Genomic DNA, 13260 nt, shown 5'->3' with positions numbered 1-13260 from the left:
GCTTAACTTGAGTATCTATTGCTACCAATAGTTCGCGGAATTCTCTTCGTCGCACGTATGGGGCTGGTCTCCATAGGCTGGAAAATTCTCGAACTGTGAGCGTTGTAACGCCATGGCTTTGATGATTAAAGCCATGACAAAGGGGCTTTCTTGGCAAGTTCAATGGCTTCAGAAGATCTGATTGCTCAGACCCCGCGAGGTTCGTCCATTCAAAGAATCGACGACGGTAAATTTTTGGTGTGTAATAGCGAGAATTTGTGCTTCTTCACCCGCAGCCTTTATCTGGCTGAAGAACAGCTGGAGGAGATGGAGCTTGGCTACCGCTTCCCTTACTCCACCAACTTCCGTGAGGTGAAAGTATGACTGGTGTAAGTAAGTTGGCTGGGCTCCATTGATTCCTGTGGGGAAGAGAAATGGGTTGAATGCACGCTTTGCATTCACGCTTCACCCCGTCGAAAGATGGGGTTTTTCAATGGTCACTGGATTGGTGGTGAAGAGCGCCACAACTCTCCTGCGGCTCATTTGGTCGCTGTCAGTGACTCATTTGTACGTGCTGTCCCTATGGTCGCCGTCAGGGTGAATTTGGAGTCCCCAAGACCTCCATCCAATGGATCCACAGCCATTGGGCGCTGGTAACACCACTGACTCCCTTCTGACGATGCAGGGAGTCAGATCAGCGTTGAACTGCTTTTAGAGATGCTGATGTCCATTGCCAAAGAACCTGCTCGGGTTGAGCTGTTGAGTTACACGCGACCTGATGGTGAAGAACTCGTTGGGCTTGCTGTGGAATTAGGCCAAGAACCCAATGGTGGCGTTCAAGTACGGGTACTAATTGATTCAAATGTCGTCAACGACGTAACAGTGATCCCCTTGCAACAAGGTGGCTGCTGCGAATAAGTGGCTAAAGCCATAGCTAGAGCAAGATTTGTTATTCCCGGCATGACCATCATCAGCACAGGGTTTGGGATCATAAATCCCGTCTTTGTCCAAGGGGTTTTCTGGGCAAGCACGATGGCTACAGGGCTCACCAGGCATCCCTAGCCGACCGGTTTCTCTGTCGGGGTGTTTCTACATGTGTCGTCGTCCATGCGTGGCATGGCCTGCAGGCTGACGACGTCTCTGCCTCGTCAGTGTTGACCGGAAACTGGGCTTGGCAAGCCACCCCCACAATCGGTCGATCAGCTTCAGAAGGCAATGAGCACGACAGCTGATTGCCAGACCTTGCACCGCTGACGAGAGTGTGATCATTGAGATCGGAGGAGCCCATGACGGCCGACACTCCACCGCAGCAAAACGCAGAAGTCGCCTGACTTTTCAAGCCACTGCTCCACAGGTTTTCTCGCCATCCATGGGCTTGCCCTAAATCCCGGCACCGTCTCGTCGGGGGGCACTCACCAGAGTCAAAGAGTCCACCACCTGGAACCTTGGCCCCAGACGCTTGAAGAGCCCGACACTTCGCCTCTCGCCAGCAATGGCATGCGGCATGGCCCCTGTCTTGGGAAAGCGGGGGTGTCGGAAGCGAGCAATAGGAGAGGTCACTCCATTCCTGTCGTAGGTGGGCTGGCCTCTCAACCCCTGAATAACTCACGGGTTCAACATGAACAAACGAGCGAGCTAGGCCGTCTTTCCATCCGGAAGGGCGGCCTTCCTCCTTGAGGAGGATTTAGGCATTAAGCCTTAGCCACCGGCGAGAGAAAAAACAGCAGACTCATGCAAACCACAGAGGCTGCATGAAAGGACTCCACACGAACGTTGCTTACTTCAGTGGAACCGTTGCGATTGCAGTCCTTGTTATGGCTTTCGTCGTCAAAGCAACGGCCTAAGGCCCTAGAGGCTGATCCGTTCCCGTGGGTACAAAGTCGCTGCAGTCCGCATGCAAACGGCTTCGCTCGGTCATGGCTTGCATCTCTGCTGCCCCACTGCTGTCGAATTCGACCCTGATGAGGATTGTCTAGGAACATTCACCCCCAAAAACCCAATCTGTCCCGGCGATAGCCATATCTCCTCAGATTTCAGCCAAAGCACTGACTCGTCAGTTCTTTTGAGCCATCTTTGACTCGGTGGAGCCTGAGTGGGGAAACTCAGCGTTGACGACCTCTCTTAGCAGGGTCGTCAATCCTCCACCCCATACCTCTATGCCCCTGCTTTTGGTTAGGGCTTGGAAAAGGTCTATTTAAAGGGTTGCATTCTGTAGTAAGTGACGCGTAATTCCGGCAATTGCCAGGGATAAGAATGAAGAGCCGGTGGTTATGAATGCAGGGCTATCGGTGGCGGAACCGCATTACTTATCGCTCAGTGATGTGGTTCCGTCCTGTTGCAGTAAGCGACTGACTGATTCAGCCAGACTCCGGGCCATGCACTTTCAAAAGTGATATTTGCCAGGGCGATCCGCTCACATCGTGTTCCTCTTAAATCCTCTTGGATCCCTAGGGAATGGTTCCGTTCGTCTTGCCCCTCGCTGGCTTGATATTGGTTGTCGCTGGAATTTTCTACGGGAACACCCCTCAGAACCAAGGCTGATGCTGCCATCCGGATGCCGCATATAGAGCGCAGGTGCGTTCTTTTTTGACCAGCATCGAATCGTCAGGAAGCGAAATCCTGAAAGCCGGGTTGTTCCACACCCGACGAGAGGGGGTGAGCCGTCCAGTCTCCTGGGGTTGATTGGGCGGTCGCTCTTCTTTGGGCCAATCGGTTGCCAAAGTCAACGCGACGGCAGACCTAGTAGCAGCGGTTAAGGTCTGATCGATCAAGCCAGGCTGCGTGAACTAGCTGAATACACCACCCAGCAAAAAGTGAAAGAAAATATACAAAACAACTCCGATTGAGAACGTCGGAATAGTAAATCCCATGGCCATCACGCTTGCCGATTAAACCTTAATAGGCTGATTGCGGTGGTTCTGCATCATTGATCACACAAAACTTTTAGGAGCATTAATGCTTGGTCTGGCCATTGAAGCCTCCATCGCACGTCAATGTCATTTTGTGGCACTTGGCACATTTACCCCATGCTTACTGAGGCAATGTTTTCTGTACCAAGGGTTTACTCATGGACTCCCAACAGAAGCAATGCCACGAATTGAGCAAACAGCTCTCTGTCTATCGCGCATTCAACAATCAGACCGCAATAGCAGCAATCATGCGGCAAATGGCTGTGTCACATTGCCCCATCGGAGCATCCAAGCACTTATAAGAGAAAGTTCGATAGGCACAAAAAAGCCGGTTCATCACACTAGGTCCATGTGCAGATCAACCTGCCTGTCGGCTGACATCTGACGCGCAAGAGGGCAGCACGACCCATCCCTCACCCCATCCTCTCTGGTGATTCGGCCCGAATCACCAGAGAGGATGGGGGTCCAGCCGTCTGGGACTGCCGTTGTCTTCCGCCTCAGCCCTGCCGCCCTTGCGCTTGGCCGTCGTCGGCCATGTCGAGTGGGTGGAATTTCTGGCGGTGGATCAATTGCCCCGTCCCGGGGCCATTGGTCACGCCCTGCGGACCCTGCAGGAACCCGCCGGTGGTGGTGCTGTCGTTGCGGTGCAAATGACACGGTTGCAGCAGCAGCCCGTCCAGTTCTTTACGGCCCTAGGCCGTGATTCGGTCGGCGAAGCCTGCGTTAAGCGGCTCGAACATCTGGGCCTTGAGGTGCATGTCGCCTGGAGGGAGGCGCCAACCCGGCGGGGCCTGAGCTTGGTCGATGGTGAGGGGGACCGGGCGATCACCGTGATGGGCGAGCGGCTGACCCCATCACTCGACGATGACCTGCCCTGGGAGACCCTCGGCGAGTGCGACGGCCTTTTCGTCACGGCAGCTGATGCCCCTCTGTTGAAAGCCTGCCGCTCTGCTGCAGTCCTTGCCGCGACTCCGCGGGTTCGTTTGCCTGTGCTTCAAGAGGCCAAGGTGTCCCTCGACGCCCTGATTGGCAGTGGGCTTGATCCGGGTGAGCGGGTGGAGCCGGAGCAGTTGAACCCAGCTCCCCACACCTTGATTCGCACGGAGGGTGCCGCAGGGGGCCTCAGTCTTCCTGGCGGGCGTTATGACCCAGCGCCACTCCCAGGGCCAATGGTGGAGAGCTATGGCTGCGGTGACAGCTTTGCGGCGGGGGTGGTCACCGGCCTTGCCGCGCGATGGTCCTTGGCGAAGGCCATCGCTTTGGGTGCGCAGTGTGGTGCCGCCTGTGCGACGCGCTTTGGCCCCTACGGCTAGTCAACTTGGACGGTTCGCCCTGTCCGAGGATCCCCTCCACATCGGTTCGGGCCGGTTTCTTCTGCCAACGGGCCTTGGTGGTCATCAGACCTTGACCGTCTCGCTCGGCTGGTGCCTGGCTCACCCCCTTTCATCTCTAATTTTTACTGGTGCTTACTGGTCTCTGGATTGTCGGTCGAGGCTGCTGGCATAGCGCCCGATCAGCACGCCCATCACGGCAGCGAGGTAGAGCGGTCCGGCGACGCTCGTGGCCACACTCACCATTCGAGCGAGGGGCAGCACCGGACTGATGTCTCCGAAACCGACGGTGGTGAGGCAAACGAAGGCGAAGTAGTTGATCGCTGAAAAGATGCGGGCGCTGGCCAGAACGCTGGTATCGCCGAAATTGGTCAGTTCCAGCGGTTCGAAGCTGCCGGGCTGGATGGTCTCCAGGGCACTCATCACCAGCCCTGCGGTAAGACCGATGTGCAGATACCCTGCGGTGGCGCCCATCAGCAGCGCTTCGGTGACGCGTTTTGTGCTGGCGAGGCGTGTCACCAGGCGGATCACGCTCCAGCCCACCAACACGCTCCAGCTCAGGGCCAGCGGCATGCCGCTGTAGATCAGCTCCAGGGGTGTGAGGAGCCAGATCCACATCGTGGCAACTGCGAACAGTCCCAGACCGCGATACAGAGCATCACTCCAATCCGGAGCGTTACTGCTCCCCACCATGACCTGGGTGAGCAGTAAGGCAATCAGGGTGTAGCCGATGTATGTCGCCCAGACCAAGCGAGGAAAGGCGAATCCAACGGTGGCGATCAGGGTGCAGAGCAGCAGCAGTTTCAGCTGTGTGCCATCGCGCAGCAGGATTCGTTGAACCAGTCCCACCAGCACTTTGGCAACTGCGGCTGCCCCCAGGGTCGGCAGCAAGCGATGGCTGTCAAGAGCTGTTTAGTCCAGGAGGGACAGTTGCTGGTGGTTGTGCTTGCTGGATGCTGGCTTCAGCGTTCGGCATTCCCATGGGTCGGGTGGCGATGGCGTGAGCATCGGCTCGAGGGCGCGACGGTGGGCCCCATCTCCAGGTTCGAGCCAGATGCTTTCCAACCCGTCGGGAATGATCACCGGCATTCGATCGTGCAACGGCTTCACCATGCTGTTCGGTCGTGTCGTGATCACGCAGCAGGTCTCCACTTCACTGCCATCGGGCCCAATCCATCTGTCCCAGATGCCGGCCAGCCAGAACAGCTGCCGGTCTTTGCGACGGATCAAATGTCCCTTCTCAAAAAAACCCGTGCTGGGAAGAAGGCAGCGGTGATGACGCCATGGACCGCGGAAGGAGGTTTTTTCCGCAATGGTTTCTGCGCGGGCATTGATCGGTCGTGGAGCCTGAAGCGGGTCCTTGACCCACCCCGGCAGCAGACCCCAAAGCATGTGGGAGAGGTGATCTTCGCCATGCTCACGCCGCACGGCAAGCACCGGCTCCTGGGGTCGGATCAAGTCGCGGGGGGCGTAGTGGGCCAGCCATGCGCTGTCGTCCGGCCGAAGCCAGCTGTTCAGCACCCGCTGCAGTTCAGCGCGAGGCGTTTCGAGGCAATAGCGACCGCACATGGCCAGAACCTAGGTGCCGTTCGGTTCTCACACCCATTGATTGCAAGAGATCCCTCGTAGCGTGGCGGGAATTTCAGGCCATCCATGCCGATCCGCCAGGACGACAACCAGCCGAACCGTCGCTTCGGAATCATCAACCTGGTGCTGATTGGTTTCGGAGTGTTGTTGCTTCTCAGCAGCTTCATTCCCAGCAATGGCATGCAGCAGGTGCCCCGGGTGCCTTACTCCCTGTTTATTGACCAGGTCAATGACGGCGCTGTGAAGCGGGCGTTCATCACTCAGGACCAGATTCGCTACGAGCTGAGTGATCCCGAGGAGGGCACGCCTCCGGTCTTGGCCACGACGCCGATCTTCGATATGGATTTGCCGCAGCGCCTTGAAACAAAAGGCGTTGAATTCGCTGCAGCACCACCGAAGAAGCCCAACATTTTCACCACCATCTTGAGCTGGGTGGTGCCTCCACTGATCTTCATCCTGGTGCTCCAGTTCTTCGCCCGTCGCTCGATGGGGGGTGGTGCGCAGGGCGCTTTGAGCTTTACCAAGAGCAAAGCAAAGGTGTATGTGCCCGATGAAGAGTCGCGAATCACCTTTGCTGACGTTGCAGGCGTTGATGAGGCGAAGCAGGAACTTACGGAGATCGTTGATTTCCTCAAGCGGCCTGAGCGCTACGCCGAGATCGGTGCCCGGATTCCCAAGGGCGTGCTGCTGGTCGGCCCCCCTGGCACTGGCAAGACCCTGCTGTCAAAGGCCGTCGCCGGTGAAGCGGAGGTGCCGTTCTTCATTATTTCTGGTTCGGAGTTCGTCGAGCTCTTCGTTGGTGCCGGTGCCGCCCGGGTGCGCGACCTCTTTGAAGAAGCAAAGAAGAAGGCGCCCTGCATCATTTTTATTGACGAACTCGATGCCATTGGCAAGAGCCGCTCGGGCTCAATGGGTGTCGTCGGAGGCAATGACGAGCGGGAACAGACCCTCAACCAGCTGCTCACGGAGATGGATGGTTTCGCCGCTCAGGACAAACCGGTGATCGTGCTGGCTGCCACCAACCAGCCAGAGGTGCTCGATGCAGCCTTGCTGCGTCCGGGGCGTTTCGACCGTCAGGTTCTGGTGGATCGTCCGGATCTGTCTGGACGGAAAACCATCCTCGAGATCTATGCCAAGAAGGTGAAGCTTGCCTCCGGCGTTGACCTCGACAGCGTGGCCCAAGCCACTAGCGGTTTTGCAGGTGCTGACCTCGCCAACCTGGTCAACGAAGCCGCCTTGTTAGCAGCTCGGGCACAGCGCACCAGCGTCGAGCAGCAAGACCTGGGTGAGGCGATTGAGCGTGTCGTTGCAGGCCTTGAGAAGAAGAGCCGCGTTCTTCAAGACGACGAAAAGAAGGTGGTCGCGTATCACGAAGTGGGCCACGCGATCGTGGGTCATCTCATGCCAGGTGGCAGCAAAGTGGCCAAGATCTCGATCGTGCCCCGCGGCATGAGCGCTCTCGGTTACACCTTGCAGTTGCCGACGGAGGAACGCTTCCTCAATTCCAAGGAGGAACTTCAGGGTCAGATTGCCACCCTGCTGGGAGGTCGCTCCGCCGAGGAGATTGTGTTCGGCAAGATCACCACAGGGGCGGCCAATGACCTGCAGCGAGCCACTGATCTGGCTGAGCAGATGGTGGGCACCTACGGCATGAGCGACACCCTTGGGCCGCTTGCCTACGACAAGCAGGGCGGTGGACGTTTCCTGGGGGGTGGCAACAACCCGAGGCGTTCCGTGAGCGACGCCACTGCTCAGGCCATCGATAAGGAGGTTCGCGGGCTCGTGGATCAGGCCCATGACGATGCCCTGGCCATCCTGCGGGAGAACATGGCGTTGCTGGAAACGATCGCTCAGAAGATCCTTGAAAAAGAGGTCATTGAGGGGGATGACCTCAAGCAGATGCTCGAGGCGAGTGTGCTGCCTTCAGGCGTGACCGCTTGACGGCAGCGGGCCTCATCCCCGATAACTGTCCTTTGAACCGTTGCGATGGCTACCGCTCCTGCGGGTGTTGCTGCTGTCCTCTCTCCGCTTTGCGGCCGTGATTTCCTGTCATCGGCGGACTTCTCCGCCAATGAAACAGCGGCGTTGCTGGATCTGGCTGCACAACTGAAGAGCGGTGATCGTCGGATCGATCTCGGCAACCGTGTGCTGGGTCTGATCTTCAGCAAGGCGTCCACCCGAACCCGCGTCAGTTTTCAGGTGGCCATGGCTCGCCTCGGTGGTCAAACGGTTGACCTCAATCCTTCTGTGACGCAGCTCGGCCGCGGGGAGCCCCTGGAGGACACGGCCCGTGTCCTCAGCAGGTATTGCGACGTTCTGGCGATTCGAACCTTCGCGCAGCAGGAGCTGGTGGATTACGCCCATTGGGCGTCTGTTCCGGTGATCAATGCCTTGACCGATCTGGAACATCCCTGCCAAGCCTTGGCTGACTTCCTCACCATGCAGGAAGCTCATGGCGATCTTGCGGGTCAGACCCTGGCTTATGTGGGCGATGGCAACAATGTTGCCCATTCCCTGATGCTGTGCGGTGCCTTGCTGGGGGTGAATGTGCGAATTGGCTGTCCAGAGGGCTTCGACCCTCTGCCGGGCGTTCTCGAGCAGGCACGAACCCTGGCGCAGCACGGGGCATCGATTGATGTGGTGACCGATCCCCGGGAGGCTGTGGCCGGTGCTCAAGCCGTTTATACCGACGTCTGGGCCTCGATGGGCCAAGAAGCTGAGCAGATGCAGCGTGAGCAGGCCTTTGCCGGTTTCTGCGTAGATCAAGCCCTGATGGATCTGGCGTCCTCAGAAGCGATCGTTCTGCACTGCCTGCCAGCCCACCGCGGCGAGGAGATCAGTGCAGAAGTGATGGAGGGAACGGCAAGCCGCATCTTCGATCAAGCGGAAAACCGCCTGCATGCACAACAGGCTCTGTTGGCGGTGTTGATGGGAGGTCTGTGAAGGTGGTCTGGTGTTTTTTGCTGCTGTTGATGGTTACGGCCAGTACGGTTTCAGCGGTACAAGCCACCAGCAAAAAACAGCAGAGCACCATTGCCCGATGGACAGGAGAGCAGATCTGCGCCATGGGCGTGGATGCGTTCTATGCGTTGCCGGACCCTCAGCTCAAAGCGTTGTTTGAGAGAGACACGTCGATGCGCTATGAGGACATTCCTACCGCTCCGAATGATCAGGAGCGGGCCCGGATCACGGGGCAATTAATGGGTTATCTGATGGCTGCGTGCCCGCAACAGCTTGAGAACTACAAGAACCGCTGAAGAGCCTCGTGATGCGCAAGGAACGTTGTTGGGTCTGGTTCAAAGGTGGTCTGTCTGAGGAGGGGCACTGGATGTCGGGCTGGGTGGCGACCCAAACCGATGAACCGGGTCTGGTGATTGAACATCCCGGTTACGTCACATGCCGTGTTCCTGAATGGCGCGTGGCCTTCAAGGAACCCCAAGACCTCAAGGTAGCGCCGAGCATCCCAGAGCCTGCGGTGTGGAAGCTCGTCTGACCTGAATTAGCGGTTGCGGAGCCGGGGAGGTAGCGGTACAAATGTATTGCCCGAACCTTTTCTGCGGTGACTCGTGTACTTCAGGAGCCTCTCACCTCTGCTCAGCAAGAGCTTTACGACTGGCTGGCTGACTACATCGGCACGCATCGCCATAGTCCATCGATTCGCCAGATGATGCAGGCGATGGGGCTTCGTTCGCCCGCTCCAATCCAAAGCCGGTTACGTCATCTCCAGCAGAAAGGATGGATCACCTGGCAGGAGGGCCAGGCACGCACCTTGCAGCTATTGGGTGACATGGTGGGGGCAGCGGGTATCCCGGTTCTTGGGGCCGTCGCTGCAGGTGGTCTGGTCACCGCCTTTGATGATGTTCAGGAGCACCTGGACTTGGCGCCTGTGCTGGAGACCCGTGGTCTGTTCGCGCTCACGGTGAACGGAGATTCGATGGTCGATTCCCACATCGCCGACGGTGATGTGGTGCTGATGGAGCCTGTTCAGGATCCCCAGCGCCTGCGCAACGGCACGGTTGTTAGCGCTCTGGTGGCTGGCAGCGGCACCACGCTGAAGCACTTCCATCGCCAGGGCGCGACGGTGGTTCTCGAAGCAGCCAATCCTGCCTATGAACCAATTGAGCTCCCGGCCGAGCAGGTCGAGGTGCAAGGTCGCCTGGTGGCTGTTTGGCGTCAGGTCTGAGGCCTTCTCGGTGTAAACTCTCAAGTGACGTCGGTCGCACGAAGCTTCCACGTTGCAATGGGGCCATAGCTCAGCTGGTAGAGCACCTGCATGGCATGCAGGGGGTCAGGAGTTCGAGTCTCCTTGGCTCCATTGAATTTTCTAAGTTGCCCACTGGCTTCTTTGCTGGTGGGCGATTTTATTTACCCGTTCTGATACATCAGGACCTAGCCAAATAGAGCAGTTTTGCTCTACCTCTTGCTCTACCGTTGACCCCCTGCATCACGCAGGACCTAGAGCAAACATGCCCGCTACCTACGTCAAAGACGGCACCTGGGAAAAGGATCTGCGTCGTCAGCTCAAGCGTGATCATGGCGCTGGCTGGGGGCTATTTCCGCAGAGCAAAGGCACCAAGCTCACCCGCCGATATCAGGACGGAAGCAAGCAATCTGTGATGCTCTCGATCACATGGTCTGCAGGCAATGCAACCGCCATCGCCAATGAAGTGGCGGTGCTTATTGCTCGAATGAAAGAGCACGACATCAGCCTCAAAGAAGCTCACAACCGCGCCAATCAGGTTGGTGGGATTGTCACTGCAGATGGGGTGAAAGCAGGCACCATCGATTGGTCAGCTATCAGCGAATCGTTCCTGCTCACTCGCAGCGATCGACGCGGCACCACTCTGCGAGACACCAGCAATCGTGTTGCCAATGCCGTCACTCTTCTGACTGCTGCCAAGCGCCGCCCACGGGATGGCAGGGAGCTGATGGAGCAATACGCCGCCACCTTCTTTGATCGTTGCCCCGCTGCAGGAAATGGCCGCAAACGCCATCTTGGAGATGTTGCCGCGTTCCTCACCTATGCCATCGACAAGGCTGGAGTGCCTGGGCTGTGGCAGCCATTAGAAGGTGATGAACGTCAGGTGTTGATCGGCACTGCAGACGACGTTGATTCCTCGCTGACGCCTCCAGTGAAGCCAGAACAGCTGGCTGCATTGCTCGATGCACTGGAAGCCGATGGCAAACCTGAACTGCACCTTGCTGTTGCTCTGATCGGGTGCTTTGGTTTGCGCCCCGCTGAACTCGCAGCACTGGAAGTTGACGACGGTTGCCTGAAGGTTGGCAGTCAGGTGAAACGCAATCGCAGGAGCATGAAATCTGCCAAGCCGCCCCGCCTTGCTTTGCCGCTGGAACTGGATGGACGGACCGACGGTGCAAAGGCTCTCGCGCTGTATTCAGGCGGGTTGGTGAAGCTACCGCTGGCGATCCGCACCGCGATCATTTCAGGCGAGTTCAAAAAGGTTGGTGATGCCTTCAGGCAATTGATGGATCGTTATCCCTTCTGGCAATCGATGGTTGCTGCAACACCAGGATTGACGCCTTACAGCCTGCGGCATGGCTGGGCATGGCGTGCGCATAAGGGCTACGACAACCCGTTATCAGTGCGGGATGCAGCTGCATTGATGGGTCATACGCCTGCTACTCACCACAGGCATTACGGGCAGTGGACTGATGAACAGGGGCTAAAGGATGCAGTGGCACGCATTACACAGGCGTCTGCCGCGTTATCAACAACTTCTGCAAAGTTCTGATTTCATCGCTCGATCTAACAAGACCACACAAGGTGCATCAGACGTGATAAATTTTTAGTAACGCTAAGGCTCGCAGGTGATCCCTGCCCTGGAAGCGCGAACTTCATTCGTAGAGATTCGATTGGCGTCACAGCTGATCACACCTCCAACAAGACCAACAATTCCGGATTACTGGCAGGGTCCTGCTACTCCTCCTGTTGTTGGTGTTGAGATCGTCCTCAATCGACTTCCCAAGAACAGCAACCGCCAGTGGTTGTTAGATGTTGCTTGGAGCTGGCGAAATCGCCACGTCGTTCCAGAGGAGCTGACGCCTGTTGTTGTTCCTGATCAGGCATCCTTGCAAAGGATGGAAAAGGTGGCACCAAATGTTGCTGCTATTTATCGCCAGCAGATTGCCGATGCCATTGCCTGCAACAGGCGAATGAAGCCAACGCGAGTTATTGCACGGCTTCAGCGGCTAATCATCGATCAATACGGATGGCCTGATCGGGACTAATCCCGAAAGCCAATGGAAACTGATCTCACTCTGGCGCAAGCCGAGATAATGCAATGCGCCCGCGACTTGCCGTCGCATTGCCGTCAGTTCAACCCCAATTCTGATCGTGAATCGCTATTCACGTCAGTCACCGACGCACTGGAACGTGTTGGCGTCAATTTGCAGGTAATTCACGATTCAGCACCACTGATTACAGAGTTGTTTGAACAGGAGGGTGTTAACTGATGGCTAACTCCAACTGGCTTGCAACACCGGATGCCAGCAGTGCATTGGGCATCAGTCCCATCACGCTGAAGCGGCGTCGTGATTCTCACGGTGGATTTCTGGAGCATGGGAAACATTGGCGGTTCAAAACCGACAACAGCAATAGCCCAATGCTTTGGGAAGTTCAGCTCATTCGAAATGAGTTCGAGAAGCGTTCATGGCGTGCTTCGCGTCGTGTTCAAGCAGGAGATGCATGAGCACAGATTCTGCGGGACTTCTGCCAATCCATCTTGATTACCTCCATGACCGTGGCATCAATTCGCAATGTCTTAGAGGTCAATACTTCAGTTGTGGAGAAAACCTCGCCATTCGCTATCTGGATCCTCACGGTGCCCCCTACAAGGACAGTCGAGGCAATGATTACATCGTTGAGCGATTGTTCCCGACAAGTCAACCCAAGTTCAAGGCACCTTTCAACAGCGGGTCACGTCCGTACTTCAGCCCGTTGATGCCTGAGGGCTACCTGAACAACATCAGCATTCCGCTGGTGTTCATAGAAGGACCCGTAAAAGTCGATGCCTGCTATCAAGCCATCCCATCGATGCCAAGCGTGTTTCTCTTTATCCGAGGCACCAAAACGACAACCCGCACTGATCACACTGCCAGAATCAATTCATGGGAAAGAGATGCACAAAAGCACAGAAGACAGCGCGTGTTGAAGAGCTGGCTGACCTCATCGTTAAAAGCAACTCTCAGCGTTGGCTGCAGCATCACGTCTGCGATAGCTGGGGGGTGTGCAGAGAAACAGCACGGGTATATATCCACGAAGCACGCGCCATCGTCAGAGAAGATCTGGCTGACATTGACCGCGCCGACATGCTTGCCAGCAAGGTTCAACTGCTTGAGCAGATCGCAACTGATGCCGTTGCCGGAGGCAGGGAGAGCAATGCGATTGGTGCAATACGCCTCTTAAACGAACTTGTGGGCTTTGGGGCAGGGCA

At 57.0% G+C, this 13260-nt stretch carries 15 protein-coding genes and 1 tRNA gene; 14 read left to right on the top strand and 2 right to left on the bottom strand.

Features of this window, described 5'->3' with window-relative positions; all coding sequences use genetic code 11:
* Window positions 1-162 precede the first annotated feature (162 nt).
* The 3 genes from DXY30_RS00150 (at window position 163) to DXY30_RS00140 (ending at window position 4201) form a co-directional block, all read left to right on the top strand.
* On the top strand, window positions 163-363 hold the full coding sequence (locus tag DXY30_RS00150) for a hypothetical protein (protein ID WP_115023659.1): 201 nt from the start codon (window positions 163-165) through the stop codon (window positions 361-363).
* Between the two features lie 333 nt (window positions 364-696).
* The gene (locus DXY30_RS00145) at window positions 697-897 is read left to right on the top strand and encodes a hypothetical protein (protein ID WP_115092853.1); all 201 of its coding nucleotides are present in this window, start codon (window positions 697-699) and stop codon (window positions 895-897) included.
* 2470 nt (window positions 898-3367) lie between these two features.
* On the top strand, window positions 3368-4201 hold the full coding sequence (locus DXY30_RS00140) for a PfkB family carbohydrate kinase (protein WP_115092852.1): 834 nt from the start codon (window positions 3368-3370) through the stop codon (window positions 4199-4201).
* Between the two features lie 153 nt (window positions 4202-4354).
* Here the strand turns inward: DXY30_RS00140 and DXY30_RS00135 are convergent, their stop codons facing one another.
* Entirely contained in the window at window positions 4355-5050 is a 696-nt protein-coding gene (locus tag DXY30_RS00135) for an ion channel (RefSeq protein WP_371638462.1), read from the bottom strand.
* 81 nt (window positions 5051-5131) lie between these two features.
* Window positions 5132-5788, bottom strand: coding sequence for an SOS response-associated peptidase (locus DXY30_RS00130; RefSeq protein ID WP_115092851.1), 657 nt, complete (start codon window positions 5786-5788; stop codon window positions 5132-5134).
* Window positions 5789-5872: 84 nt separating this feature from the next.
* Here DXY30_RS00130 and ftsH point away from each other — a divergent pair, with 84 nt between their 5' ends.
* From ftsH to DXY30_RS14285, 11 genes are all read left to right on the top strand, one after another.
* Window positions 5873-7747, top strand: a complete 1875-nt coding sequence (gene ftsH, locus DXY30_RS00125; RefSeq protein ID WP_115092850.1) for an ATP-dependent zinc metalloprotease FtsH — start codon at window positions 5873-5875, stop codon at window positions 7745-7747.
* A 45-nt stretch (window positions 7748-7792) separates the two neighbouring features.
* Entirely contained in the window at window positions 7793-8749 is a 957-nt protein-coding gene (gene argF, locus DXY30_RS00120; RefSeq protein ID WP_115092849.1) for an ornithine carbamoyltransferase, read from the top strand.
* A 29-nt stretch (window positions 8750-8778) separates the two neighbouring features.
* Window positions 8779-9063: a hypothetical protein gene (locus DXY30_RS00115; protein WP_244281175.1), complete on the top strand. Its 285-nt coding sequence runs from the start codon at window positions 8779-8781 to the stop codon at window positions 9061-9063.
* Between the two features lie 11 nt (window positions 9064-9074).
* Window positions 9075-9299: a hypothetical protein gene (locus tag DXY30_RS00110; RefSeq protein ID WP_115092848.1), complete on the top strand. Its 225-nt coding sequence runs from the start codon at window positions 9075-9077 to the stop codon at window positions 9297-9299.
* A gap of 66 nt (window positions 9300-9365) precedes the next feature.
* On the top strand, window positions 9366-9989 hold the full coding sequence (gene lexA, locus DXY30_RS00105; RefSeq protein WP_115092847.1) for a transcriptional repressor LexA: 624 nt from the start codon (window positions 9366-9368) through the stop codon (window positions 9987-9989).
* A 59-nt stretch (window positions 9990-10048) separates the two neighbouring features.
* Window positions 10049-10121: transfer RNA gene (locus DXY30_RS00100), tRNA-Ala, on the top strand.
* Between the two features lie 151 nt (window positions 10122-10272).
* A complete protein-coding gene (locus DXY30_RS00095) occupies window positions 10273-11559 on the top strand; it encodes a site-specific integrase (protein WP_115092846.1) in 1287 nt (428 codons plus the stop codon).
* 121 nt (window positions 11560-11680) lie between these two features.
* On the top strand, window positions 11681-12055 hold the full coding sequence (locus DXY30_RS00090) for a hypothetical protein (RefSeq protein WP_170951064.1): 375 nt from the start codon (window positions 11681-11683) through the stop codon (window positions 12053-12055).
* Window positions 12056-12067: 12 nt separating this feature from the next.
* Complete coding sequence (locus tag DXY30_RS00085) at window positions 12068-12280, top strand: hypothetical protein (RefSeq protein ID WP_115092844.1); 213 nt, start codon at window positions 12068-12070, stop codon at window positions 12278-12280.
* Window positions 12280-12516: a hypothetical protein gene (locus DXY30_RS00080; protein ID WP_115092843.1), complete on the top strand. Its 237-nt coding sequence runs from the start codon at window positions 12280-12282 to the stop codon at window positions 12514-12516. Before DXY30_RS00085 ends, DXY30_RS00080 begins: the two co-directional genes overlap by 1 nt.
* Complete coding sequence (locus DXY30_RS14285; RefSeq protein WP_137006751.1) at window positions 12513-13232, top strand: hypothetical protein; 720 nt, start codon at window positions 12513-12515, stop codon at window positions 13230-13232. The genes DXY30_RS00080 and DXY30_RS14285 overlap by 4 nt, the downstream gene beginning before the upstream one ends.
* The last annotated feature ends 28 nt before the right edge of the window (window positions 13233-13260 follow it).

The sequence above is a fragment of the Synechococcus sp. UW106 genome (assembly GCF_900474015.1).
In the GTDB taxonomy this organism is placed as follows: Bacteria; Cyanobacteriota; Cyanobacteriia; order PCC-6307; family Cyanobiaceae; genus Parasynechococcus.
This window is presented reverse-complemented; position numbering and strand designations above follow the sequence as displayed.